We start from the raw sequence: 24,897 nt of genomic DNA on the forward strand, positions 1-24,897 counted from the left end.
TGCCTTTTTTATTAATAATACATCTTTTATGTTATTAATGCGTTCTCATTCCTGCGCTGTACATTAATAATTTAAATAATGAGGCGATAATTGCAAGACTTAATACACTTAAAGACCAAATAATTATCATCCATCCGATTTGTTGATACCAACGAGCTTTATTTTTCGTTGGTTTTATTGTTAAAAAATGACTAATGATAACTTTCATTGGCATTTACCTTTCCACGAAATACATAATAACTCCAACTGGTATAGGCTAATATCACAGGAATAATTATAACCGCTCCAACTAACATAAATTGCTGACTTAAAACAGGTGCTGCCGCCTGCCAAATCGAAATAGAAGGTGGAATAATATAAGGAAAGATACTGATCCCTAATCCTGCAAAACCAATAAGTACCAATAAAAGTGATAATAGAAAAGGCTGATAATGACCATAATTATAGGCACTACGAACAATGCCCCAAGCACAAGCCAATACGAGCAACGGAACAGGTAATAAAAAATATAAATTAGGTAAACTAAACCAGCGTTGTGCAATATCTGCATGTGTAAGTGGTGTCCATAAGCTTACTATTGCAATAACCACCAGCAATGTAATAGCCAGATACACCGTTATAGTGCACATTTTACGATGCAGTTGATGCTCTGTTTTCATAATCAACCATGAACTGCCTAACAATGCATAAGTGACTAACAAAGCAAAACCACAGAAAATAGGGAATGGTGTTAACCAATCCAATGCCGAGCCACTGAAATGGCGCTCTGTCACATTAAAACCATTAATAACTGCACCTACTGTGATCCCTTGGCAAAAGGTAGCAAGAAAAGAGCCACCAATAAAAGCTGAATCCCAAAATAGGCGATGTTTAGGAAGTGCGTTAACGCGAAATTCAAATGCCACACCACGGAAAATAAGCCCAATAAGCATCAATGTCAGTGGTATTGTTAACGCATCAATAATAACTGCATAGGCAAGAGGAAAAGCACCATAGAGCGCAGCCCCTCCTAATACTAACCATGTTTCATTGCCGTCCCAAACTGGTGCCACACTATTAATCATGGTATCTCTTTGTATTTTATCTCGGGTAAAAGGCAAAATAATGCCAATCCCCAGATCAAATCCATCTGCAATAATATACATAAGTGTGGCAAAAATAATGATCGCAAACCAAATCATCGAAAAATCAATATTCATTATTTTTCACCCTGTGTTAATTGGTCGGATTTAAGCACTACAGGGCCTTTCTTCATCAGATGCACCATATAAAAATACCCAATGCCAAATACTGAAAAATAAACCAAAATAAAGGCCAATAAGCTCAAACTCATTTGAATATCACCATGAGCAGAAACGGCATCTTTGGTACGTTGTAGACCATAAACAACCCAAGGCTGACGGCCAATTTCTGTGGTAAACCACCCCGCAAGGATCGCAATCAGTCCTGTAGGCCCCATTAATAATGCAAAGCGTAAGAAAAGGGGTGAGTGATAGAGTCTTTTCTTCTTACGTAAAATAACGCTCAACAAACCTAAGCAAATCATCAGCATACCTAAACCTGCCATGACTCTAAATGACCAAAATATAATGCTAGAATTAGGTCTATCTTCCGGTGCAAAACTTTTTAATGCCGGAATTTGCTTATCTAAACTATGGGTAAGGATCAGGCTACCTAAATAAGGAATTTCAATCGCATATTTTGTTTTTTCTTCCGCCATATCTGGGATGCCAAATAAAATCAGCGGAGTCGCTTCTTTCGTTGCATTATCCCAATGCCCTTCTATAGCTGCGATTTTAGCCGGTTGATGTTCTAGTGTATTTAATCCATGAGCATCTCCTACAAACGCTTGTATGGGGGCAATAATTAGTACTAACCATAAGGCCATAGAAAACATTTTTCGTACAGGTGCTGTATTTTGTCCTTTTAATAATAACCATGCGGCACAAGAGGCGATAAATAAAGCACTGGCTAAAAAAGCCCCAATAGACATATGCAATAAACGGTAAGGGAAGGAAGGATTAAACACGACCTGTAGCCAATCAACAGGCACGACAACACCATTTTCAATAGTATAGCCTTGTGGTGTTTGCATCCAACTATTGGATGACAAGATCCAAAAAGTAGAAATTAATGTGCCAAGCGCTACCATACAAGTTGCAAAGAAGTGAAGTTTTCGCCCCACTTTATTCCAACCAAACAACATAATGCCAAGAAATCCCGCTTCTAAGAAAAAGGCGGTCAAGACTTCATAAGTTAGCATCGGCCCTGTGATACTACCGGCAAATTGTGAAAAACCACTCCAGTTAGTCCCGAATTGATATGCCATCACTAACCCTGATACCACACCCATACCAAAGTTTACGGCAAAAATTTTTATCCAAAAATGATATAAAGAAAGGTAACTTGGTTCTTTTGTTTTTAACCATAAGCCTTCTAATAGGGCTAGAAAGCTAGCTAATCCTATGGTGATAGCAGGGAATATAATATGAAATGAAACGGTAAACGCGAATTGTATTCTTGCTAGGTGAAAAGCATCTAATCCAAACATAATGCCTCTCTCAATATAAATCTATATTCTATAAATTTATTCATTTTCTATTATCCTAATTATATTTTTCTCACAAAAATCTTATTTAGTTTTTATTATGAATGCTGATTAACCTCACTTTATTTTCAGAAAGTAAAAACTGAAGATAGTGAGTTTATATAGATATACTATTTAAATTCCCCTCTCTTAATTACTAAAAAAGAGAACAACAAAAAATCATTACGTAATAAATCACATAACGATACCATGGTAGCCAACAAACTGTTATTTCGTCATTTTTTCAATAAATCAAGTTTAAAAAACTTGTCCATTAGCGTATTAACATTTTTAACCAAGTAATAACAGAGAGTCAAATAAATTGATTTTATCACACGATAGATATGCTCTATCATCATATAAAATAAAGTTATAAAGCGTCATTTAGCCTATTTTACTCATTGACAATATAATTACATTATTTTAACTTCTTAAGTAACAGAAGAATTGCAGATTATATAACTTTAATACCAATAAATTATTATTTATTGGTATTAACAAGTCTAAATATATCCTTTATTTCTAGTAAGAAATATATTTTAAATTATATAACCTTATTGCTTTTTATATTCACCTGCTAACTATTCATCATTAAATATTATTATTAACGTTTTAGGAATGTCTATATGAGTAAGAAAAAATCACCTATTCCTGGAGTGAAACCCTATAATGGACCCGCAGGAGGATGGGGGGCATTAAAAGCAACAGCTATCGCGGTACGCACTCAAATGGATGCTTTTATTGCACCTAAAACATTGCTTAATACTAATCAGCCTGATGGTTTTGATTGCCCCGGCTGTGCATGGCCAGACAAAGAGCATCATTCTACTTTCCAATTTTGTGAAAATGGAGCTAAAGCGGTCACATGGGAAGCAACAAAAAAAAGAGTCACACCTGAATTTTTAGCACAACATACCGTAACAGAATTGCTGACAAAGTCAGACTTCGAATTAGAAGGCTACGGTCGTTTAACCCATCCTCTCGCGTATGATGCAGATACTGACACTCTTCGTCCTGTGACTTGGGAGCAAGCATTTACTCGTATTGGTGAGCTATTAAGAAATATGCCATCACCTGATAGTGTTGAATTCTACACCTCAGGTAGAGCTTCCAACGAAGCCGCGTATCTATTCCAACTGTTTGCGCGAGAATATGGCACCAATAATTTTCCTGATTGCTCAAATATGTGTCATGAACCGACTAGTGTAGGCTTACCTCAATCGATTGGCATAGGTAAAGGCACAGTTTCTTTAGATGACTTTGATAACACTCAACTCATTATTGCCATTGGACATAACCCTGGAACTAATCACCCAAGAATGATGGGAACACTGCATGAAGTAGCTCGTCGTGGTGTACCTATTGTTGTATTTAATCCATTGAAAGAACGTGCTTTAGAGCGATTTACCGACCCTCAAAGTGTTATTGAGATGGCGACTTATAGCTCAACCAATATCGCCTCATCTTATTATCAAGTCAAAGCCGGTGGTGATGCTGCGGCGTTAAAAGGCATTATGAAAACCTTAATTGAGTGGGATAATGAGCGTGGAGATATTCTCGACCACGATTTTATTGCTGAGCATACACTAGGTTTTGAAGCCGTAGTTGAAGATCTTAAACAAACTTCTTGGCAAGATATTGAAAGTGAAAGTGGCCTTTCGCAAGCAGATATTGAGAGTGTCGCACTCCTTTATGCCAATTCTCCGGCCACCATTATTACCTATGGTATGGGGATCACCCAACATAACAAAGGTACAGCGAATGTGCGTCTGATTGCTGATTTATTATTAATGAAAGGGAATATTGGTAAGCCGGGTGCTGGCATATGTCCATTACGTGGGCATTCTAATGTGCAAGGTAACCGAACTGTTGGGATCACAGAAAAACCATCTGTCGAATTTTTACAAAAAATAGAACAAACTTTTGGTTTTAAACCACCTTATAAACATGGTCACGATGCAGTTAACGCAATGCAAGCGATGGTTGATGGCAAAGCAAAAGCGTTAATTTGTTTAGGGGGTAATTTTGCCGTGGCATTACCCGACCCTCAACAGTCATTTGCTGCAATGAGAAAGCTTGATTTAAGTGTACACATCGGCACTAAATTAAATCGCTCACATTTATTAACGGCAAAAAATACCTTTATATTACCTTGCTTGGGGAGAACAGAATTAGATGTACAAGCATTAGGTCGTCAATCCATCACGGTCGAAGACTCAATGTCAATGGTGCATGCCTCTTCTGGTAAATTAACACCCGCTTCACCATTATTAAAATCAGAGCCTGTCATTGTTGCAAAAATGGCTGCTGCAACACTGACAGATAGCAAAACCCCATGGCTAAGATTTACGGAAAGTTATGATCTTATTCGCGATATGATTGAAAAAACCATTCCCGGATTTGATAATTACAACCAACGAATTCGTGTCCCCGGGGGTTTCCGTATGCCACTCCCTGCCGTTGAGAGAGTTTGGAATACCCCCACAGGTAAAGCCATGTTCTCGGTATTTAAAGGTGTAAAAGAGAATAAAATGGTCATGGGTGATGATGTTCTTCGTTTAGTCACTATTCGTAGTCATGACCAATATAATACGACCATTTATGCACTTGATGATCGCTATCGTGGCATCTTTGGTAGACGCGATATACTGTTTATGAATAATGTCGATATGATAGCAAGAGGCTTAAACGAAGGTGATATAATCACCATTGAAACGGTCAGTGAAAATAGAAAACTACAACTTGATAATATTACAGTTGTTTCATTTAGCATTGCCCCTGGCACAGTGGCCGCTTATTACCCAGAAGCCAATGTCCTTGTACCATTAGATTATATTGATAAAGAGAGTGGTACCCCCTCTTATAAAGCAATACCTGTCAGAATTTATGATAAAAAAACACAAGTCGCTTAATCATAATTCATACGCAAAACAAAAAACAAAGGCGAGCTATTTATTAATACTCGCCTTTTTATCTCTATCCATCTATAGACCTGTACTTTCTAAGTAAGTACGCATTTGTGCAAAGCATTTTTCAATTAATATAGAGCGCGGCTCTTCTTTGCGGATCACAACCCCCAATGGAGCATTAATGGTTGCATCAACAATAGGTACAACATTGAGATCTTGGCTGAGATTCTCCATACCTTTAGCAATAGGGACAATCGAGGCGCAAAACCCTGCATTAACTGATTGAATAAGATGTAATGTAGAACTACTTTCGACCAACACCTTGGGGTGTAAGTTATAACGTTGAAAAGCTAAATCCACGGATTGCCTAAAGTGATTCTCTTTATTTAATAAAGCCAATGGTTGTTTAACCGCTTCATGCCACGAGATAGTTCTTGTTGAAGGCATAAAGTGATTGCGATGAAATAAAAGCCCTAACTCCGTTTGTTTTAATGCATAAATTTCATGCTGTTGAGTATTCGCTTTTTCCAAATAGCAGATACCAATATCAAGACTATTACTATTAAGACGATCTATAATATTTTCACTATTCGTTGAGAGCACCTGAAAACTTATCTCAGGGAATAGTGCCGATATTTTCTGCAACATCAGCATAGGATTTAAATTGGTTAAAGGCACAATACCTATACGCAGTTGCCCAAATAGTTGCTGTCGAAAGTTAGCGGCTTCTGCTTGTAATCCATCGTAAGCAGATTGCATAGTTTTCGCCCATTTTAATATTTTCTCACCTTCTTCGGTAAATCCCTCAAAGCGAGAACTACGCTTGATAAGAACCACATCAAGCTCTTTTTCTAAATTACGTAATCGCATTGATAAGGTAGGTTGTGTAACATGGCACATCTCGGCAGCTTGACCAAAATGTTGCGTTTTATCCAAAGCGATTAAATAAAATAACTGTTTAATATCGATACGCAATAACCTCGTCATTTGCAGGTGAAGGGAATAGTTATCTGTTTTTATATTGCACTATTAACAACACTAAAGTTTGCGCTGTCTATAATTATTTTTCAATAATAAACGAAGAGAAAAGAAATAGTCGCCTTATCGATTAGCCATAAAATAAAAAAAACTCACCCTAATATTGCAACTAAGGTGAGTTTATTTTTACTAAAATATTAGTGTATTAATTAAAGATAAGCTTATTCTTTGATTTGAAAAACTGATACTTTATCGGTCAGATTTTGTGCTTTTTCATCTAACATCATGGTTGAGGTGGCTCCTTGTTCTACTAAAGCCGCATTTTGCTGAACCACAGAATCCATTTGGTTTATCGCGACGGCTATTTGTTCAATTCCCACTTTTTGCTCTTCCGATGCAATGCTAATTCCCTGCATAATATCGCTTACTTTGGTAATTGAGGTGACAATTTCTTGTATATGCTCACCGGTTTTATTAACCAGTTCACGACCATGTGCGACATCCGCCACAGAAGCTCGAATAATCTGATTAATTTCACGAGCTGCTTCCGCACTTCTGGCTGCTAAATTGCGAACCTCTGTTGCAACAACTGTAAAACCCCGCCCTTGCTCCCCTGCACGAGCGGCTTCCACTGCCGCATTCAACGCAAGAATATTGGTTTGACTGGCAATATTGTTTACCACGTCATTGATTTCAGCGACTTTTAACGTACCGACTTCAATTTTTTTCATCGAAGTAATGGCATCATTCATAATGCTAGCGCCATCGATAGCCAAATCACGCGTTTGTGCTGTGATAGAGTTTGCTAATACGGCATTATTGGTATTATTCACTACCGCAATTTTTATCTCTTCCATGCTGGCTGCGGTTTGTTGCAATGCACTCGCTTGCTCCTCTGTACGAGAAGAGAGATCTTGATTACCCGCTGCGATTTCTGCTGAACCGCTTTTGATCACTAATGCTTCTTCTTTCACCAAACCAATAGTCGATGTCAGTGCATTTTGCATATCTCCGACATGAGAAAATAGTGTACCAAACTCATCTTTTCTATTTTTGGGTAACGAGAAGTTTAAATTCCCTTCTCCCACTTTTTGCAAAATGGCAGAGAGCGTATTGAGGTTAAAGAGAAAGGTTTTATTAACCCAACGGATCACTAAATAAAGCAGTCCAATCAGTATCACTAAAGCAATACATGTAGTGTAAATAAAGAGTTGAAACATCCATTTTTGTTCGTCTTCTATTTGATCATTAACATTTTGAGTTATCACTAAGTATTCATCAAACAACTCAGCAAGTTTGGAAAAATCTTTCGATAAATCAATATTTTCATAAGCTAGCGTATCAATAGGCGCAATAATAGTATCGACGAGTTTGATAAATAGTGCCGATAATTGTTCTGAGTTTCTTTGTGCGTCAGCACTGATTTTGCTTTCCCTTTCCCAAGCGTTAATTGTCGCTTTTGATTTAGCCGCTAATGTTTTAGCTTCAGAAACTAATCGAGCTTTGGTTTCTTGCATATCTAAATTTTCATGACCAATATTGACTAAAAAGTTAACATGAGAGCGTATGGTTGCTAGTTCATATCTTGCCTCTTGTACATTATTTAATCTCGTGGTTAACGAGTTTAATGAAGCAAAATTATCCTGCATTTGATAAATAAAAAACGATGATAAAGCTGATGTCACTAAGAAAATAGCTAATAGTATAATAGAGCCTACTTTCGCTGTTCTTTCAATACTCATGAAATAATCCACCCCGGTAATTAAATAACATAAATGTATTCATATATCGGCAGTGGATAGATTTTATTTACTCATTAATCAGAATTATCGACACAAATGTTTTACACACACCACCCTCAGTGATAAAAGATGATGTTTTATACTATTATGGTAGTTTATTCTTGTTCATTGATTAACTCTTGTTTCTGCTCTGGCTCTTTTTCGAGATCGTCAATATTAAAGACTGCGACATTATCCATCAGCACTTGTGCTTTATCGTTTAACATCATGGTAGAAGAGGCGGCAAGATCGACCAAAGAGGCATTTTGTTGTACTACCGTATCCATTTGATTAATTGCTACTGCAATTTGTTCGACACCAAGACGTTGCTCTTCCGACGCTAAACTAATCCCTTGCATGATCTTGTTTACTTTTGAAATGGAAGAGACAATCTCTTGCATGCACTCACCGCTTTTATTAACTAAATTTGTACCATAGGTAACATCATTGATAGATGCTTTAAGAACTTGGCTAATCTCTTTTGCTGCTTCAGCACTTTTTGCGGCTAAGTTCCGTACCTCAGCGGCCACAACGGTGAACCCACGCCCTTGCTCGCCAGCTCTTGCTGCTTCTACGGCAGCATTTAAGGCCAAAATATTAGTTTGATTGGCTAATTTATTAATAACATCATTAATTTCCCCAACTTTCACTGCACCTTGTTCTATTTTCTTCATCGATAATACAGCTTCTTTCATGACATTAGCGCCATCCATAACAATGTCAGTAGATTGATTAATAATATTATTTGCTTCAATTGTATTATCGGTATTGTTAGCAACGGCTATTTTGATCTGCTCCATACTGGCAGCGGTTTGTTGTAACGCACTGGATTGTTCTTCTGTACGAGATGAAAGCTCTTGATTACCAGAAGCAATTTTAAATGCGCCCCCTTTTATATCCATAGCCTCTTTTTTGACAGAAAAGATTGTCGAGGTTAATGCTTTTTGCATATCACTGACACGAGAAAAAAGTTTACCAAACTCATCATTTTTTACTTGTGGTACAGAAAAAACCAAGTCAGCATTACCTACTTTATTTAATATCTCAGACAATGTATTAAGATTAGAAACAAAGGTTTTATTGATCCAATGAAGCACAAAGTACAAAACAATTAATAAAATAATTAATGAGATAATTGTTGAGTAGATAGAAAACTCAACCATTGAATCTTGTTTATGAGTAAGGTAGAGACTATTTTTATTTCTAGTCTGAATATATTTTTCAAATAATTGATCAAGATGTTCAAAATCTTGATCAAATTGATTAGCTTTTATCTTTATTGTCGCTAATTTATTAGGATCTAAAACTAATTTATCTATCAGATTATAAAATAACGTCGAAATATCATCAGCATTTTTTTGTGCTGCAACAGTCATTTTCTTCTCTTTCACCCATGTTTCCATGGTGTTTTTAGCCATGATAGCTAGCTTTTTATTTTGCTGAATAATTTTGTTACGATCTGCGACACGACTATCTTTGTCTTGTAATAGATAATTGACATTAGAACGCATAATAGCCAGTTGATAACGAGCCATCAACACATCGTCATAACGTGCAGATAAGACATCAACTTGAGTAAAATTGTTTTGCATTTTATAAATAAAAAATGAAGATAAGGCAGACGATAGAATAAAAATCAATAACAGTAAAGAAGAGCCTAATTTTACGGTTCGTTTAATACTCATGATAAAAATACCTATATGCGCATATCGATAAGATTTATTTTTTATCGACACAATGATATTTTTATTTAATTATTAGAGATAACACTAGGTCATTGATTTTTATTTTAAATAAATTTTTATATCATAAACAAAATAAGTTATTTTTAATAACTGCTATAATTATTGGTATATTATAAAATAAAACAAACCAATTCTTTTAAAACATAATCCGCTATCAATTAGTGCATTCTTCTTTATGCTCAATATCAATTTTCATTTTATATGACTAATATCATCAACGATTAAAAATAAAAACCTTATTTTTTCAATAAGATACTGATGATACTATCTCATTTTGAGAACAATGATATAATAGGCGCTTTACCTCATAAACTCTGATGATTTACGGAGCTCAATATTTATGCAACCACAATTTGAAAACGCAAAAAACACCGTAAAAACATTATCAGTGTTTGATTTTGATGGTACTTTAACCTATCACGATAGCTTTATCCCTTTTCTAAAGTTTGCCTTTGGGCGTCGTAAATTTGCTCGTCGTATTATCAAAATGGTATTCCCCACATTACGTTGTTTTAGACGTAAACTGACTCGTGATGAATTAAAAGAAGTGCTGATTAAAACTTTTTTAACCGATATCAAAGAAGAATGGCTCAAAGAAAAAGCCGAAGCCTTTTGTAAAGCTTACTGGACTAAGTTAATGCGTCCTGCAGGTTTATTAGCCGTTGCTGAAGAGATTAACCGTCATGCTGAAGTGACCATTTGTTCAGCTTCTCCAGCTATGGTGTTGCAACCTTTTGCGGATCGACTTGGTATAAAGTTAATAGGAACAACACTTGAAGTGGTTGATGGTGTGCTGACAGGAAAAATCATTGGCAATAACTGCCGTTGTGGCGAAAAAATCAAACGATTAGAGCGTGTCTATGGCGATCTTACTCAATACCACTTAAGAGCGTGGGGCGATTCACGTGGTGATCATGAATTACTCTATGCTGCACAAGATCCACATTGGCGCTATTTCCACACAGGAAGTAATAAGTCAAAAAAATCACCTATTAAAATAACGCTTAAAAAAGACTCATAAGTGATTATATAAAAATAAAGCGGGAAACGTATTTTCCCGCTTTATCCATAAACTAACTATTTATCTAGCCATCTTGGCGCTTTTATTAGCGAAAGATTAAATATTGACGCCATGTTGTGCGGCTAGTGCGCCTAAACCACCCGCAAAACCTTGGCCTACTGCTTTAAATTTCCAATCTGAACCATGACGATAGAGTTCACCAAAGATCATCGCCGTCTCCGTAGAGGCATCTTCAGAAAGATCAAAACGTGCAATTTCAGTGTTATTGTCGTTATTATAAACGCGCATAAAACTGTTGCTCACCATACCAAAGTTTTGTTTGCGGTTTTCAGCATCGTAAATAGTGACAGCAAAAACCAGTTTTTTCACTTCAGCAGGAACTTTGGATAAAGTGATTTTGACTTGTTCATCATCACCTTCGCCTTCTCCAGTACGATTATCGCCTTGGTGTTCAACACTACCACATTGGCTCACTTTATTATTAAAGAAGATAAAACTTGCATCTGAAAGCACTTTTCCATCTTCACCGACCATGAATACTGACGCATCTAAATCAAATTCAGCGCCATCTGTCACGCGGGCATCCCATCCTAAACCAACCATAGCCACCGTCATGGTTGGTGCTTCTTTAGTTAGCGAAACATTACCACCTTTAACAAGGGAAACAGCCATATCAAAGCTCCTACTGTGTTGAATAAACTGACAATTAGGAATAACTGCCAGTAATTTGTGATTTCATAACATACGATTAAGAGGCGTTAATACCATATTGCGCACATACTGAGCCTAAGCCCCCTGCATATCCTTGGCCTACAGCACGGAATTTCCACTCACCGTTATGACGATATAACTCACCAAATAACATCGCCGTTTCCGTTGATGCATCTTCCGTTAAATCATAACGAGCAACTTCAATTTGGTTGTCATCATTAACTAAACGAATAAACGCACCAGATACCTGACCAAAGCTTTGACGACGCGCTTGCGCTTCATGGATAGTCACTACAAAGATAATTTTTTCGACATCACTGGGGATGGTATCTAGTTTGATTTTTAGTGCTTCATCATCACCATCACCTTCACCTGTTCGGTTATCACCAGTGTGAACAACAGAGCCGTCGGCAGATCTTAAGTTGTTATAAAAAATGAAATCGGCATCGCTACGTACTTTTCCATTAGCGGCTAACAGAAATGCAGATGCATCTAAGTCAAAATCTTGACCATCTGTAGAACGGGCATCCCAACCAAGTCCGACTAGGACGTTTTTCATCGTTGGGGCTGCTTTGCTTAAAGAAACATTACCACCTTTAGAAAGAGAAACGCTCATCTTCAACCTCTTCAATTTATGTTGCGATATTCTAATTTCCCAAGAATATCGGTTATCATTATTTACCTTATTTATTCTTTTTTTCTGGGAATACAAAACTTGCCAGAATACCCAGAGCAAGAACACCAAGCACTACGAATAGGCTGGTTGTCGCGGAAATGCTATATCCATGCTGCCAAATATGATCTGTTGCATTAAGCCCCAGCTTTACAGCAATAAAGAACAGCAATGCAATAACCGCTTTTTCAAGGTGAATCAGATACTGTTTTAATGCCTCTAACACAAAGTAGAGAGTACGTAAGCCCAAAATAGCGAACATCATTGCACTATAAACAATCAGTGGCTCACGACTAACGGCAATGATTGCAGGCACCGAATCGAAAGCAAACATCACATCAGAAAGCTCTACCACCGCCACACACAACATAAGCGGTGTCGCATATAACGCAGCTTTTGTACCTCGCCCGATAGTTATGTCTTTGTTTTCCGGTTTTGCTAACTCTACATCAACCTCTTTTTGTGTTAATAAGAAGGCATGTCCAGTAATTTTTGGCCATATAGGGAAAAATCGTTTTACTAAGCGATAAGCAAGATGCTGTGAATAGTCTTCAATTTCTTCACTATCATTCCCACTTCTCAGCATCATTACGGCTGTCCAAGCAACAATCAGAGCAAAGACTATCTCAACGTAAGGCCCTAAACTTAATAAGCCGGTACCAATAGCAACAAAGATCGCACGGAATACAATGGCACCAATGATCCCCCAATACAGAATGCGGTGACGGAAACGATCAGGAACCGCAAACCAAGAGAAAATCGCCATCATGACAAATAGGTTATCGACAGACAGCACTTTCTCTAATGCATAACCCGTCACGAATAAGCTTGCAACTTCTGCACCATGGTGGACGTATAAAAAACCCGCGAATGCCATGGCAACGACTACCCAGAATATTGACCAAAAAACAGCATTCTTTAACGTTATCGGCTTATCTGCACGATGCATAAATAAATCGATAAAAATAGCGCCTATCGCAAGTACAACAAAAACAATGACAGTTTCTGTCGGAAAACCAATATGTGTGGATACCATAATTATTCCTAAACGGTTCCCTATATAAAATTAATTACAAATCAAACTCTGCGGGCTCAAAGCCTAATGCAACGGCAATAGCACGCACCGCCTCTTTTTCGTCATTGTCAAAATCACCATCACTTTTCGCAACAGCAATACCGACACGGATCGCTAATTGTGCAGCTTCTGGCTGATCTTTCATTGCCAGAATATACTTCATCGTTTCACCTTTACCGACTTCAGTATCAAATTCAAAACTGCTAATTAGCTTATTAAAGAATTCGATCACCTCGGAGGTATCAAAGACTTTAAGCTCTTCTGATGCTTTTAAAAAACCGAGCATCTTCTGCTTTTCTTCAGAACTCACACCATCGCTGGCAATAGCGATACGAGCACAAACTGCGACCGTACCTTGCATAAATTTTTTGTTTTTAAAACGACTGACTTGCTTAGTTAACTCCGCTCGCCCGGAATTAAAACCTTCTTTTAATTTATTGAAAAAACTCATTTTTATTCTCCTTATTTCGTGTATTCACTTAGATCCAGCAGTCCAGCGAAATCCCCATCCGTAGGCATTATCCATATCGCGATGGCCTTTAAAAAATTCATTGAGACGTTCAACTTTGATTGATCCGTTTTCATTAACAAGTCGTGCGATGGCACACATAGCTCGACCATTATTACCATCCGTTAAACGTGTTTCGATAGGTGGTTGCTTGGGAACATGAATAGTGACCACACCATCTGTTTTACTCCAGTTAGGAACCCCTTCATAAATAAAAGTAAAAATAAGCACTTGCTTGATATTTTTCCATTCACGTCCATTGATAAAAATCCACTCGCCACCCGCTACATCACCAGTGCGATCATCACCTTGTAACTCAACATAAGGCATGCGATTAAAATCACCGAATCCATTTCCTAAGGCTTGGATCACTGACTTATAACCATCTTGTAGTTCAACAAAGGCGCCAATATCTAAATCAATACCTTTGTTACCACCAAATAATCCACCTAATAACCCGGAACCACCGCTTTTACTTTCTCGATGCCAATCGAGGTTAATGCGGATTTTGCCGAAATCATCCTTTTTAGTTAAGCTAATTGCCGGTTTCTCTTTAGTTAGCGAAACCTTGCTTAAGTTCACTGAGCTCGGTGCTGGTGCTGGTGCTGGTTCAGGATCAGCAATATCAACACCAAAATATTCCGCCAATGGTTTTAATCCACCGTTAAATCCTTGTGCAATAAACCGAAATTTCCAGCTTCCATTGCGACGGTATAGCTCACCTAAAATTAATGCCGCTTCAGTGCGTCCATCGATATCAACATGGCCGTTCGCAACGACATTATTGTTAGCATCAACTTGAATAGACAAATGTTGTAGATGAGCAATGGTTTGTTGCCCCTCACAAGTAGCTGTAAAAGCAATTCTATCGACATCAGGACGTAAGCGAGTTAAGTCAACCGTAAACGACGTGCTATTACCTGCTGTTGCATAAATAATAGTACGATCATCATTAGTGGTTTGACCATAAAACACCATATCAGCATCACCGTTCACTTTTCCTGAGGCATAAAGCCTAAATGCAGATACATCAACAAGTGAGCCTGAGTGAATACGCACCATTAACGTTTGATCAGGTACGGATATATTTCCGCCAGGTGTTAGGGTCATTTATCGCACCACCGTCGCCAAAATATCTGGCATCATCTCGTCAATGACAAGCCCTTTACAAGGTGAGCCAAAAGCCGTGAAATCCCATTGTCCGTGATTACGTTGTAAAGCGGCAATCACGATCCCTGTATGAGCGCCTTGTTCCGTTAATTTGTAATGAGCAAGCTCTTTATTGGTTGTTTTATCGACAACTCGACAAAACGCATTTTCAACTTCATTAAAAGTCTGCCCACGGAAACTATTGACAGTGAAAACCAAATATTCAACCAATGAAGGAAGACGATTTAAATCAACAAAAATAGTTTCATCATCACCATCACCCTCTCCTGTTAAGTTATCTCCTGAGTGAATAACGGACTGACAAGTTGATTTTAGTTTACGAAACCAAATAGTATCGATTTGTTTACCATTTACATCGAGTAATACACAACTTGCATCTAAATCTATCGAATTATTACCACCAAAGAGTCCACCGAGAAATCCCTTTTTCTTAATAGGATCCCAGCCTAAACCAAACATTAGGTGACTCAGTGCAGGGGCTTGTTTACTGAGAGAGACTGTCTGATCCTTGCGTAATGAAACCATAATTAACTCCCTTCAAAGGTAGAATGAAACAACAATATCACTTGCATATAAATACAAATTATAAATCATCATATCATGATGAAGTAGTTCGGCAAGTCTATTTTTATCAACTTACTTCAAGAGATTGTAAACATATTGAAATAAAAGAAATTTTTATAAAAAAACACAATTAAAACTTAAGTTAAAAACAAAAAATACCGCATTAACCTAATTATTTTAAATTAAAGTAAAATAGATCACATTATGATTGACATGATTAAATAGAAACTTCATGATGAGGAAACAGGTTTTAGCTTAAACATTCACAGTATGTGACGTTATGTTCAACACGGCTTAGCTTATACCCAGATAAATGCACTTAAAAAACTAATTAGTACGGATAATAAAGAATAATGAATAGTTTGATTGGCTCTTCTGTTTATCGTCGCCAACTCACTTGTGGCACATTAAGCGTAACGCCAAATTGCTCATTAGAACATCTTGATGAACTTTTTGATATTGCGGAAAGACGCAACCCTAAGCGCGCTTTTTTGTTTGTCAGTAAAGTATTAGGGCGCCATATTCCTGTTTCACCTAAGAAAATGCGTGAAACTTATCAACAAATGGCCAAACAATTTCCTCAATCACTCGAAGGCCCTATTCTTTTTATTGGTATGGCAGAAACTGCGGTCGGTTTAGGTGCGGGGATTTTTGATGAAGTAAGAGATCGCTATCCTCAAGCGCTCTATCTTACTTCAACACGCCATCCTATTGCTGATAGTGAATTATTCTGTAAATTTAAAGAAAATCACAGCCATGCAACTGATCACCTACTTTATTTGCCTCATAACCTAGAACAACGCCAATGGATCCAGCAAGCGAAAACCATTGTGTTAATTGATGATGAAGCAACCACAGGTAATACCTTTCTTAACTTGCTGTCTGCATTACGTGAAGAAGGTAAGTTAACACAAATTAAGCAGATTATTGCTGTCACATTAACCGATTGGAGTGGTGATGCTCTGCAAAAGCGTTCACCATTACCCATAACAACCTTCTCTTTAGTGCAGGGAAAATGGCAATGGCAAGCCAATCCCGATGCACCATTACCTGTTATGCCAAATGTCAATATTACTGCCTCAGGACAGGTTGCTATCACAGGAAAACAAAGCTGGGGACGCTTAGGTATGACAACCCCTGCTAATGATCTTGGCCTATTTATTCATGTTTCTGAGGGTGAAAAAATATTGGTTTTAGGCTCTGGTGAATTTGTCTGGGAACCCTTTTTATTAGCAGAACGCTTAGAAAAACAAGGGGCTATTGTAAAATATAGCTCGACGACTCGCTCACCTATTGCCACTAATTTTGCTATCCAATCAGCGATAACTTTTACTGATAATTACGGATTAGGCATTCCTAACTTTGTCTATAACGTGGCTCATCAGCAATTTGATCGCATTCTGCTTTGTTGTGAAACCCCTGCCGAAAGTATTGATAGTCAACTTATTGAGGCTCTCTATAAAGTTGCCCCTATTGTTGAAGTAATTAGCTATGACTAACCCCGTTATTTTAGCCGATCTTGACGATACCTTATTTCAAACTCGTCGCAAAATGGTGGATGAGTTAGCGCTTGCACCCTATAAAACTGGTGCGTTGGATAGAAGTTTAGCGCCACGTAGCTTTATGACTCAAGAGCAAGCTATGCTGGTTGATTGGATGCTAGAACATGCTGATTTAATTCCAGTCACAGCACGTGGAACGGAAGAAATGAGCCGTGTCACTATTCCTTTTCATTCATGGGCTATTACCACACACGGTGCTGTTGTCTTAACCCCAGAAAAAGTCGCAGATGAACAATGGCAACACCATATCACACAAAGCTTAACACCTTATAAGCAACCTTTACTTAGGTTACAGCAATCTATTACCCAATTAATGGCTGAACGTAATATTGATGGTTGGGCGAGAATTAACTATGAATATGATGATTTACCCATTTATTTGGTGATGAAGCATAACGACAGCGCTCGATTAGATGAGCTATATGCTATCGGTGATGAGATAGAAAAAATATTCTCAACCAAAGGTTTTTATATTCATCGTAACAGTAACAATATTGCTTGGTTACCTGAGCCAATTGAAAAAGGTAAAGCCGTCACTTATTTGCTTAATAAATTAAAAGCAGAACGTGGCGTTTTTCCTGTAATTGGTTTCGGCGATAGCCTAAGTGATCATCGCTTTATGAAATTATGCAATTGGTATGCTATCCCCCGCCAAAGCCAATTCGCGAATGCGATCAACACAAAAATTTTTGGAGAATAAACATGATGGATCATCAGCCTTTTTCAGGCTCTTATCTACTGGGTGATGTTGATTTTTTACTGCAACCCGTCAAGATTGAAATGACACCTGTTGAGTTAAAAGAAGAACTTATACAGTCTGGTAAACGTCACTATTCTGATATGTTAAGCCAAGAGCCAGAACCCACAACCTGGCATCTTGAACTGTTTGAAAAAGCACTGGCTGCTGGCGCAACACGTTTAGCAACACAAGTAATTATGCTAGCAAAATCACTTATTGCGCATTTTGGTGACACCCCTATTATTCTGACAAGTCTTGTGCGTGCGGGTGTTCCACTTGGCGTGATGTTACAACAGACCTTGCGCAAAATGGGAAAAACGTCTTATCACTATGGTATTAGCATTATTCGTGATAGGGGTATTGATAACGAAGCGCTTTCATGGATTGAGCAACGCCATGGGACAGAAGGTATTGTATTTGTTGATGGGTGGACAGGAAAAGGCGCTATCACAAATGAGTTAATTCGTTCATTGGCGGGACGTGAAGGTTTTCCTGCACAACCCCATCTTGTCGTCCTTGCTGATCCTTGTGGTTGCGCTTGGTTAAGTGCCAGTGATGAAGATTGGCTAATCCCTTTTGGGATTATGGGAGCGCCCGTTTCAGGATTAATTTCACGTTCAATTTGGACAGAGCAAGGCTTCCATGGTTTTGTCGATTGCCAACATTTAAAACAATATGAATGTAGTCGCTATCTTGTTGATACTGTGGGAAAAATAGTTGACGCCTTAATAGATAACGATATTCCACTCGCCACATTTAAACATCAACCGTCAGACTTAAAAAAACTGAGCGAAAATGTCGTTAGTTTACTTGCCAACAAATATGACATTTCAAATATCAATCGTATAAAACCCGGTATTGCTGAAGCAACACGCGCCGTTTTACGCCGTGTACCTGAGCATATTCTGGTAAAAGAAATTGCAGATCCTGATGTTGCATTACTGATTTATCTTGCTAAACAAAAAAATATTACTGTAACCGAGGCAGGTAAAGCATTAGGACAATATCGTGCCGTTACTATCATTAAAAAGGTGCAATAATGATTGAACGATTATCCCCTTGGAATTTAGGGGCAACGCTGTATATGCCCGCAACACGAACCGATATTGCCGCAACAATTATTGATCAAAAAATTGATGGATTACGTTCATTAATTATTTGTTTAGAAGATGCCGTCAGTGATACTGATATTCCACAAGCATTACAAAATCTAGCAACATTATTAACCACATTATCAGACTATAAAAAGCATCATGATTGTACTGAATGGCCGTTGCTATTTATACGCCCCCGCCATACAGAAATGGCGCAATGGCTGGTTGAGCATGTAGATTTAACCGTGATTGACGGCTTAGTATTACCTAAATTTACCCAAGCTTCATTACCCCTTTGGTGGCGTATCATCAAACCCACCCATTTATGTATGATGCCAACATTGGAAACAGAAGAAGTGTTCGACGTTCTTCAAATGACCTCACTGGCAGACTTGCTACTAGCCCACCCTTGCCATAAGAGAATTATTGCCTTACGTATCGGTGGAAATGATTTAATGAATGTTATTTCTCTTAGACGTAATCGCCATTTAACACTCTATGATGGACCTATGGGATACGTGATAAAAATGTTGGTTGCTGTATTTGGTGCTCGTCAGTTTGCGCTTACCGCTCCTGTTTGTGAGCATATTGATGATCAACAAATTATGGATAGAGAATTAGCCCTCGATATTGCCAATGGTTTAGTGGGTAAAACCGCTATTCATCCCAAGCAGATAGACAAAATAGAACAGGCATTAATGGTATCTCAGTCTGATCATTCCGATGCGTTGCGCATCTTAAATTCAACACAAGCCGTATTTAAATCTCATGGTGCCATGTGTGAACCGGCAACACATCGCCGTTGGGCATTAAGTATTTTAACTAGAGCAAAACTGTATGGCATTATTCCCAATTCAAAAAATAGTGTTCAACGATTTAATACACCATAAGTTTAAATATTCGTTTTTATATTTACTATAAGCATTTTTTTATTTATTAATATTTTAAACTTAGTCTCTAGTTAAAGAATAATATCTTTAACTAGAACTTCTATTTATAAAACTTTAACATATTATTTAACAATATTTTTATTTCGGTTGTTATTTTATAAAATCTTTAATATTTGACATTATTTCAGATATACTTGTAGAAAAATAATACAGACACAATAAAAGCTGGGTCTAATTTCTTAACACACAATTGACAGATACGTGGTAACCAAACATGCAATTGAGCTCTCGCCAAATCAGAGTTTTTAAGCTGGCTATACTTTTAAGTACAGGGAAAAAAGTCCCCACGATTAAGATTATTTCTGCTCTTGAATGCTCGGAGCCAACGCTCACCCGTGTTTTAAAAGAAATAAGAGAGTCTTATAGTGCTGAAATTAAGTACAGTAAATCATCCAGATCGTATCAAATGACTGAACGAGGTCAGCTTGATAATAAAACATTACGTCGTATGCGAGAGGCATTATCTTCGAATGAAGAACTACAACATAGTGGCACAACGAGTCGTGTTTATTTAGATAAAGATAAGAAAAAATCAGTATCACTATCTTTAAAAATGTCAGCACTACGGAAAATAGATAAACTTTCGTTTTTAAGAAGTACAACCCGAAGTCAGACGGTTGAGTTTCTTGTTGATAATTATGTAGAACATTTAATTCAAGTTGCTCTCCAAGATAAAAAATAAATAGGGTAATTATATGAAATAACTTGGTATTTAATATCGAGTTATTTCATTGATATTTTTCAATAACCCTGTACGGATAATTGTCATTCCCCCTAATGGTAAAATAATTTTTATACGTTATTTATTTTATTCATTTAATGTGATTGATTAAATCCGTTATGTTTCACATTTTCTAATCTGAATTGTATAACCACTTTTAAATCTTTAGCCGGTTTACCTGATTCGTATCGCCAATGCTTCATCGCCAGTGAAACAGAGGGAGCAAATATCGCTGCAATAGGATCATCTGATATCCTAATATTTTGTACATTACCATTTTTATCCACATCAAACCTAACCTCTACATCGCCTTCAATATTAGCGGTTTTAGCGCCTGTAGGATAATAAGGAAATTGTCGTGATACTATTTTCGGTTTTTCGACAGAAACTACAGTAGCTTCTTTTTGCATATCCAAAGGTATCGTTTTTATTGCATGAGCAACAAACCCACTTAATAAAAGAATACCGCCAAATACCCCCAAAAGAATAAATTTTATTTTCATAATTGTTATCAGAGTAATTTTTAAGACATTAATAATTCTAATGATAATTTGCTAACTTAAAAAGAGTATAGCGATTTTAAAAAAATACTCTATATATTAAAATTCAAGATTACGAATAAAACGATAATCCGCAGACGACTTCTTAAGTCGATAGAGACTAGCAGGGCGTCCCTTCTCAGCACGTTTTTCTCCGGTATCAATTAATAAGTCGGCTTGTTCAATCCGTCGTCTAAAAGATTTTTTCTGGATCTCTTTACCTATCAATATCTCATGCACATGCTGTAATTCAGGCAAAGTAAACACTTCAGGTAACGCAAATCCCGGCACAATAGAATAAAGCGATTTTTGCTTTAATCGCTCTCTCGCTTGCGCAATCAGTTCATTATGATCAAATGCCAGATTTTTCTGTGCTACTTCATCAATAGGTAACCACATCACATGATCCACACTATCAATATGCGCTTTACATGCTTGGTGAGCAATTAACGCCGTGTAACATACAGTAACAGACCAACCTCTTACATCGCGCTGATTATTTCCCACTGAGCAGAGTTGTTCAATATACGGCGGGATCACCCCTGTTTTCTCTTTTAATTTTCTGAGCACAGTATCTTCTAGGCAGTTGTCTTGTGTTTCATCAACAAAGCCACCAGGTAATCCCCATTTTCCTTTTTCAGGATGATTAGCTCTTTCCACCAAGAGCACTTTTAACTGCCCTTCATGGTAAGTGAATAGTACTGAATCAACAGTAATAAGCGGCGATAGAAAATCACGGCGATTGTAATTTGCTAAAAAATTTTGTTCGTTCATGGTCTGCACTTTATAAAAAGATAATGAGTTTATTTTAATGTTAAACACATGAAAATCAAATTTTGTCATAAAGACACTAAATGACTTGACACCAATAGTGTCCATAAGACAATATAGTTAATGTCATAAGGACACTAACTGGAGAAGACTATGTTTAACTTAAATTATTTCAAAGCAGACTCATCAACATTTATTATTAAATCGGTCAACGGGAAAGTGCGCCAACAAGGTAAAGGCTTAAGTTTTTGGTATAATTCGGCAACAACATCTATTGCAGCACTGCCGTTAAATGCACAAGAAGCCCCTTTTATCTTTAACTTTCAAACTGCTGATTTTCAGGCACTACGTATTCAAGGACAAATTTCATTCCAAGTCACATCACCTGAAAAAGCTGCTGAAGTCCTCAACTTTAATTTAAGTAAGAATGGCAAATCTTACGCCAGTGAAGATCCCCTAAAGCTCAACGATCGCGTGGTGCGTATTGCTCAAACCCTGATCCAAGCCAAGATCCAAAGCACCCCTTTACGAGAAGCACTACAACTTAGCCAATCCTTGGTTACTTTAGTGATGAAACAACTTACTGAACACCCTTCATTAGAGGCCTTAGGTATTACTATTTTAGATGTTTCTATTGCGGCCATCTCACCCTCTCCCGAAACGCTTAAAGCATTAGAAGCTGAGGCGCGGGAATCCTTACTCAAAGAGGCTGATGATGCAATTTATGCACGTCGTAAATTCTCAGTAGAGCAAGAGCGCACCATTAAAGAAGCTGAATTAGAAACAGACTTATCTATACAGCGTAAACGACAAGAAATTGAAGAAGCTCGTTTAGAAAATGAACGTACCCTATTACGTGAACAAGCCGAAATAGAAAAAGAGCGTCTTGAAGCCAAAGTCAATGCCGAAGCAAAACGTAAAGAATTAGTCGCGTTAAGTGCGGAAAATCAACGCATACAATCTGATGCTGATGCTTATGCTATTGAAGCAACTATGCGAGCTTACCGTGAGTTGCCCGTTGAAAATCTCAAAGCAATGGCTCTAGCAAAAATGGACTCACAACAGTTAATGGCAATGGCATTTGAAACTTTAGCGCTTAATTCAGGAAAAATTGGTGAATTAAATATCACTCCTGATTTATTTAGCCAATTTATGAAAAAAAGAGGATAACCTATGAAAAATAATACCGATTTTCGTTTCATATTAGTGATGCGAAAAAGTCGCCTACAAGAATTAATTGAGCGTTTTAACACTTGGTCACAAGCCAAATTCTATTTAGAACATAACCATGTTGAGGTAACAGATTATCTTAATGAACATAATCTCTATCAAAAACAACTCACAGAAGCTGAGCTTATTTTAAAATCATTTGGGCGTTTTCAGCTCTTGGAAAGAGGATTATTGCCTAGTTATCAATTTTCCTCTCATGATATTGTAGTGGTAATAGGTCAAGATGGCCTCGTCGCTAATACTCTGAAATATCTTAATCAACAACCCGTTATTGCTATCAATCCAGATCCTTCAAGATGGGATGGTAAGCTCTTGCCCTTTGAAATAGGGCAATTGAAAGAGATTATAATTAATACAATAAATCACAAAATGCCTTTTAATTCGGTCACTTTTGCACAAGCAAAAACCAATGATGGTCAATCACTGTTAGCGGTTAATGACTTATTTATTGGCCCTAAAAGCCACACTTCCGCACGTTATATCTTACAATGGGGAGACTCTCAAGAAGTGCAATCCTCATCAGGCATTATTGTATCAACGGGACTTGGCTCTACAGGGTGGTTTCAATCTATTCTTGCTGGAGCCATGGCCATCACCGGAAAAGCATCACACCCTCTTTTACAAGGGTTTAGCTGGAGTGATAAAAAATTACAATTTAGTGTAAGAGAGCCATTTCCTAGTAGAACAACAGGCACCGCTTTAACTTTTGGCACGATTGAGCCGGACTCTCCATTGCAATTAGGATCTTTAATGCCCGAAAATGGTGTTATTTTCTCAGACGGCATTGAAGAGGATTATTTACATTTTAATGCTGGCTGTATTGTGCAAATCAATATCGCAGATAGACAAGGGCAACTCATCGCCCCTAAGGGGCGTCAGCCTATTTAATGATGATTATTTAGCACTGTTTCTAGCCCTGAAATCATCACATCGAGCACAAAAAGGAATGCAGCTTCACCATTATCACTATCCATAATATCAATAGCTTGTGTTAATAATGGTGGGTAGTTTATCTCTGTTTTTGGTACTTTTTCTCGCTCTTTTTGGCTCTCTTGATGTTCTTGGGTTTCAAGCACTGAACCAAGTGTAAAATGCGCGATGGAACTTAATGCATAAACAGCTTGCGTTAACGTAAAGCCAGCATCGCACAAAAATTGCAATTGTTGCTCTGATGTCTCAAATTGATTGGCTGATGGTCGTGTGCCTGCATGGATCTTTCCACCATCACGATACATTAATAGCGCCTGACGAAAACTTTTTGCGTTATTACGCAAAAAATCCTGCCAACTTTCATTCGCTAATGGCAAAACATGATGATGATGCTTTTGTAAAATAGTCTCAGCTAAAGCATCTAATAACGCACGTTTATTCTTTACATGCCAATAAAGTGTCGGTTGCTCTACCCCTAGTTTTTGCGCCAACTTACGTGTTGTTAACCCTTCCATACCGACTTCATTTAATAAAATCAATGCGTTATCAATAACCTGTTCTTTATCTAATTTTGCCATTTGCGTCCTCATAATAAAATATTCTTGACAATCTATCACTGATAGAGATATTTTTCACCTC

At 37.5% G+C, this 24,897-nt stretch carries 24 protein-coding genes; 9 read left to right on the forward strand and 15 right to left on the reverse strand.

Features of this window, described 5'->3' with window-relative positions:
• Window positions 1–34: 34 nt before the first annotated feature.
• Genes AACQ49_RS05405 through AACQ49_RS05415 form a run of 3 tightly spaced genes read right to left on the reverse strand, consistent with a single transcriptional unit; the run spans window position 35 to window position 2,551 of the window.
• Window positions 35–214 carry a DUF2474 domain-containing protein gene (locus AACQ49_RS05405; protein WP_012368332.1) on the reverse strand — a complete coding sequence of 60 codons (180 nt, stop codon included), beginning with the start codon at window positions 212–214 and terminating at the stop codon, window positions 35–37.
• On the reverse strand, window positions 192–1,199 hold the full coding sequence (gene cydB / locus AACQ49_RS05410) for a cytochrome d ubiquinol oxidase subunit II (RefSeq protein WP_012368333.1): 1,008 nt from the start codon (window positions 1,197–1,199) through the stop codon (window positions 192–194). Before cydB ends, AACQ49_RS05405 begins: the two co-directional genes overlap by 23 nt.
• The gene (locus AACQ49_RS05415; RefSeq protein WP_004249451.1) at window positions 1,199–2,551 is read right to left on the reverse strand and encodes a cytochrome ubiquinol oxidase subunit I; all 1,353 of its coding nucleotides are present in this window, start codon (window positions 2,549–2,551) and stop codon (window positions 1,199–1,201) included. The genes cydB and AACQ49_RS05415 overlap by 1 nt, the downstream gene beginning before the upstream one ends.
• Window positions 2,552–3,213: 662 nt before the next feature.
• Between AACQ49_RS05415 and AACQ49_RS05420 the strand changes: the two genes are divergently transcribed.
• A complete protein-coding gene (locus tag AACQ49_RS05420) occupies window positions 3,214–5,499 on the forward strand; it encodes an FdhF/YdeP family oxidoreductase (RefSeq protein WP_071425584.1) in 2,286 nt (761 codons plus the stop codon).
• Window positions 5,500–5,571: 72 nt separating this feature from the next.
• Here the strand turns inward: AACQ49_RS05420 and AACQ49_RS05425 are convergent, their stop codons facing one another.
• The 3 genes from AACQ49_RS05425 to AACQ49_RS05435 form a co-directional block, all read right to left on the reverse strand.
• Window positions 5,572–6,483 carry a LysR family transcriptional regulator gene (locus tag AACQ49_RS05425; RefSeq protein ID WP_049219396.1) on the reverse strand — a complete coding sequence of 304 codons (912 nt, stop codon included), beginning with the start codon at window positions 6,481–6,483 and terminating at the stop codon, window positions 5,572–5,574.
• Between the two features lie 212 nt (window positions 6,484–6,695).
• The gene (locus AACQ49_RS05430; protein ID WP_004249448.1) at window positions 6,696–8,216 is read right to left on the reverse strand and encodes a methyl-accepting chemotaxis protein; all 1,521 of its coding nucleotides are present in this window, start codon (window positions 8,214–8,216) and stop codon (window positions 6,696–6,698) included.
• Window positions 8,217–8,371: 155 nt separating this feature from the next.
• Window positions 8,372–9,940, reverse strand: a complete 1,569-nt coding sequence (locus AACQ49_RS05435) for a methyl-accepting chemotaxis protein (RefSeq protein ID WP_004245601.1) — start codon at window positions 9,938–9,940, stop codon at window positions 8,372–8,374.
• A 400-nt stretch (window positions 9,941–10,340) separates the two neighbouring features.
• On the opposite strand from AACQ49_RS05435, the gene AACQ49_RS05440 reads away from it, so the two are divergent.
• A complete protein-coding gene (locus AACQ49_RS05440) occupies window positions 10,341–11,021 on the forward strand; it encodes an HAD family hydrolase (RefSeq protein ID WP_004245602.1) in 681 nt (226 codons plus the stop codon).
• Window positions 11,022–11,117: 96 nt separating this feature from the next.
• Here AACQ49_RS05440 and AACQ49_RS05445 read toward each other — a convergent pair whose 3' ends face one another.
• From AACQ49_RS05445 to AACQ49_RS05470, 6 genes are all read right to left on the reverse strand, one after another.
• A complete protein-coding gene (locus AACQ49_RS05445) occupies window positions 11,118–11,693 on the reverse strand; it encodes a TerD family protein (RefSeq protein WP_004245603.1) in 576 nt (191 codons plus the stop codon).
• 76 nt (window positions 11,694–11,769) lie between these two features.
• Window positions 11,770–12,348 carry a tellurium resistance membrane protein TerD gene (terD, locus tag AACQ49_RS05450; RefSeq protein WP_004249446.1) on the reverse strand — a complete coding sequence of 193 codons (579 nt, stop codon included), beginning with the start codon at window positions 12,346–12,348 and terminating at the stop codon, window positions 11,770–11,772.
• Window positions 12,349–12,415: 67 nt separating this feature from the next.
• Window positions 12,416–13,441, reverse strand: a complete 1,026-nt coding sequence (locus AACQ49_RS05455) for a TerC/Alx family metal homeostasis membrane protein (protein ID WP_004245605.1) — start codon at window positions 13,439–13,441, stop codon at window positions 12,416–12,418.
• 34 nt (window positions 13,442–13,475) lie between these two features.
• Window positions 13,476–13,931 carry a tellurite resistance TerB family protein gene (locus AACQ49_RS05460; RefSeq protein WP_004245607.1) on the reverse strand — a complete coding sequence of 152 codons (456 nt, stop codon included), beginning with the start codon at window positions 13,929–13,931 and terminating at the stop codon, window positions 13,476–13,478.
• Window positions 13,932–13,955: 24 nt separating this feature from the next.
• Window positions 13,956–15,098 (reverse strand): TerD family protein, encoded by a 1,143-nt coding sequence (locus AACQ49_RS05465; protein ID WP_161778924.1) that lies wholly within the window; start codon window positions 15,096–15,098, stop codon window positions 13,956–13,958.
• The gene (locus AACQ49_RS05470; RefSeq protein WP_004245609.1) at window positions 15,099–15,683 is read right to left on the reverse strand and encodes a TerD family protein; all 585 of its coding nucleotides are present in this window, start codon (window positions 15,681–15,683) and stop codon (window positions 15,099–15,101) included.
• A gap of 392 nt (window positions 15,684–16,075) precedes the next feature.
• Between AACQ49_RS05470 and AACQ49_RS05475 the strand changes: the two genes are divergently transcribed.
• The 5 genes from AACQ49_RS05475 (at window position 16,076) to AACQ49_RS05495 (ending at window position 20,749) form a co-directional block, all read left to right on the forward strand.
• Window positions 16,076–17,221: a phosphoribosyltransferase domain-containing protein gene (locus AACQ49_RS05475; RefSeq protein WP_049199390.1), complete on the forward strand. Its 1,146-nt coding sequence runs from the start codon at window positions 16,076–16,078 to the stop codon at window positions 17,219–17,221.
• Window positions 17,214–17,984 carry an HAD family hydrolase gene (locus AACQ49_RS05480; protein WP_004245612.1) on the forward strand — a complete coding sequence of 257 codons (771 nt, stop codon included), beginning with the start codon at window positions 17,214–17,216 and terminating at the stop codon, window positions 17,982–17,984. The genes AACQ49_RS05475 and AACQ49_RS05480 overlap by 8 nt, the downstream gene beginning before the upstream one ends.
• Before the next feature lie 2 nt (window positions 17,985–17,986).
• Window positions 17,987–19,063, forward strand: coding sequence for a cysteine protease StiP family protein (locus AACQ49_RS05485; RefSeq protein WP_004245613.1), 1,077 nt, complete (start codon window positions 17,987–17,989; stop codon window positions 19,061–19,063).
• On the forward strand, window positions 19,063–20,007 hold the full coding sequence (locus AACQ49_RS05490; protein WP_004245614.1) for an HpcH/HpaI aldolase/citrate lyase family protein: 945 nt from the start codon (window positions 19,063–19,065) through the stop codon (window positions 20,005–20,007). Before AACQ49_RS05485 ends, AACQ49_RS05490 begins: the two co-directional genes overlap by 1 nt.
• Window positions 20,008–20,281: 274 nt before the next feature.
• Window positions 20,282–20,749: a hypothetical protein gene (locus tag AACQ49_RS05495; protein ID WP_004245615.1), complete on the forward strand. Its 468-nt coding sequence runs from the start codon at window positions 20,282–20,284 to the stop codon at window positions 20,747–20,749.
• Window positions 20,750–20,883: 134 nt separating this feature from the next.
• On the opposite strand, the gene AACQ49_RS05500 is transcribed toward AACQ49_RS05495, so the two are convergent.
• Window positions 20,884–21,291, reverse strand: a complete 408-nt coding sequence (locus AACQ49_RS05500; protein WP_004249439.1) for a TonB family protein — start codon at window positions 21,289–21,291, stop codon at window positions 20,884–20,886.
• Window positions 21,292–21,387: 96 nt separating this feature from the next.
• Window positions 21,388–22,101 (reverse strand): NUDIX hydrolase, encoded by a 714-nt coding sequence (locus AACQ49_RS05505; protein WP_012368340.1) that lies wholly within the window; start codon window positions 22,099–22,101, stop codon window positions 21,388–21,390.
• Window positions 22,102–22,251: 150 nt separating this feature from the next.
• On the opposite strand from AACQ49_RS05505, the gene AACQ49_RS05510 reads away from it, so the two are divergent.
• Window positions 22,252–23,268, forward strand: coding sequence for an SPFH domain-containing protein (locus AACQ49_RS05510; protein ID WP_004245618.1), 1,017 nt, complete (start codon window positions 22,252–22,254; stop codon window positions 23,266–23,268).
• Window positions 23,269–23,271: 3 nt separating this feature from the next.
• A complete protein-coding gene (locus AACQ49_RS05515) occupies window positions 23,272–24,216 on the forward strand; it encodes a sugar kinase (protein ID WP_004245619.1) in 945 nt (314 codons plus the stop codon).
• Here AACQ49_RS05515 and tetR(J) read toward each other — a convergent pair.
• A complete protein-coding gene (gene tetR(J), locus AACQ49_RS05520; RefSeq protein WP_004249435.1) occupies window positions 24,213–24,836 on the reverse strand; it encodes a tetracycline resistance transcriptional repressor TetR(J) in 624 nt (207 codons plus the stop codon). The two genes, AACQ49_RS05515 and tetR(J), sit on opposite strands and share 4 nt — an antisense overlap.
• Between the last annotated feature and the right edge of the window lie 61 nt (window positions 24,837–24,897).

Origin of the sequence: Proteus sp. G2675 (assembly GCF_963886535.1) — a bacterium.
Classification (GTDB): Bacteria; Pseudomonadota; Gammaproteobacteria; order Enterobacterales; family Enterobacteriaceae; genus Proteus; species Proteus mirabilis.

Coding starts and splice junctions, on each gene's coding strand:
- AACQ49_RS05405 (WP_012368332.1), bottom strand. CDS start 214: ATGCCAATGAAAGTTATCATTAGTCATTTTTTAACAATAAAACCAACG.
- cydB (WP_012368333.1), bottom strand. CDS start 1,199: ATGAATATTGATTTTTCGATGATTTGGTTTGCGATCATTATTTTTGCC.
- AACQ49_RS05415 (WP_004249451.1), bottom strand. CDS start 2,551: ATGTTTGGATTAGATGCTTTTCACCTAGCAAGAATACAATTCGCGTTT.
- AACQ49_RS05420 (WP_071425584.1), top strand. CDS start 3,214: ATGAGTAAGAAAAAATCACCTATTCCTGGAGTGAAACCCTATAATGGA.
- AACQ49_RS05425 (WP_049219396.1), bottom strand. CDS start 6,483: ATGACGAGGTTATTGCGTATCGATATTAAACAGTTATTTTATTTAATC.
- AACQ49_RS05430 (WP_004249448.1), bottom strand. CDS start 8,216: ATGAGTATTGAAAGAACAGCGAAAGTAGGCTCTATTATACTATTAGCT.
- AACQ49_RS05435 (WP_004245601.1), bottom strand. CDS start 9,940: ATGAGTATTAAACGAACCGTAAAATTAGGCTCTTCTTTACTGTTATTG.
- AACQ49_RS05440 (WP_004245602.1), top strand. CDS start 10,341: ATGCAACCACAATTTGAAAACGCAAAAAACACCGTAAAAACATTATCA.
- AACQ49_RS05445 (WP_004245603.1), bottom strand. CDS start 11,693: ATGGCTGTTTCCCTTGTTAAAGGTGGTAATGTTTCGCTAACTAAAGAA.
- terD (WP_004249446.1), bottom strand. CDS start 12,348: ATGAGCGTTTCTCTTTCTAAAGGTGGTAATGTTTCTTTAAGCAAAGCA.
- AACQ49_RS05455 (WP_004245605.1), bottom strand. CDS start 13,441: ATGGTATCCACACATATTGGTTTTCCGACAGAAACTGTCATTGTTTTT.
- AACQ49_RS05460 (WP_004245607.1), bottom strand. CDS start 13,931: ATGAGTTTTTTCAATAAATTAAAAGAAGGTTTTAATTCCGGGCGAGCG.
- AACQ49_RS05465 (WP_161778924.1), bottom strand. CDS start 15,098: ATGACCCTAACACCTGGCGGAAATATATCCGTACCTGATCAAACGTTA.
- AACQ49_RS05470 (WP_004245609.1), bottom strand. CDS start 15,683: ATGGTTTCATTACGCAAGGATCAGACAGTCTCTCTCAGTAAACAAGCC.
- AACQ49_RS05475 (WP_049199390.1), top strand. CDS start 16,076: ATGAATAGTTTGATTGGCTCTTCTGTTTATCGTCGCCAACTCACTTGT.
- AACQ49_RS05480 (WP_004245612.1), top strand. CDS start 17,214: ATGACTAACCCCGTTATTTTAGCCGATCTTGACGATACCTTATTTCAA.
- AACQ49_RS05485 (WP_004245613.1), top strand. CDS start 17,987: ATGATGGATCATCAGCCTTTTTCAGGCTCTTATCTACTGGGTGATGTT.
- AACQ49_RS05490 (WP_004245614.1), top strand. CDS start 19,063: ATGATTGAACGATTATCCCCTTGGAATTTAGGGGCAACGCTGTATATG.
- AACQ49_RS05495 (WP_004245615.1), top strand. CDS start 20,282: ATGCAATTGAGCTCTCGCCAAATCAGAGTTTTTAAGCTGGCTATACTT.
- AACQ49_RS05500 (WP_004249439.1), bottom strand. CDS start 21,291: ATGAAAATAAAATTTATTCTTTTGGGGGTATTTGGCGGTATTCTTTTA.
- AACQ49_RS05505 (WP_012368340.1), bottom strand. CDS start 22,101: ATGAACGAACAAAATTTTTTAGCAAATTACAATCGCCGTGATTTTCTA.
- AACQ49_RS05510 (WP_004245618.1), top strand. CDS start 22,252: ATGTTTAACTTAAATTATTTCAAAGCAGACTCATCAACATTTATTATT.
- AACQ49_RS05515 (WP_004245619.1), top strand. CDS start 23,272: ATGAAAAATAATACCGATTTTCGTTTCATATTAGTGATGCGAAAAAGT.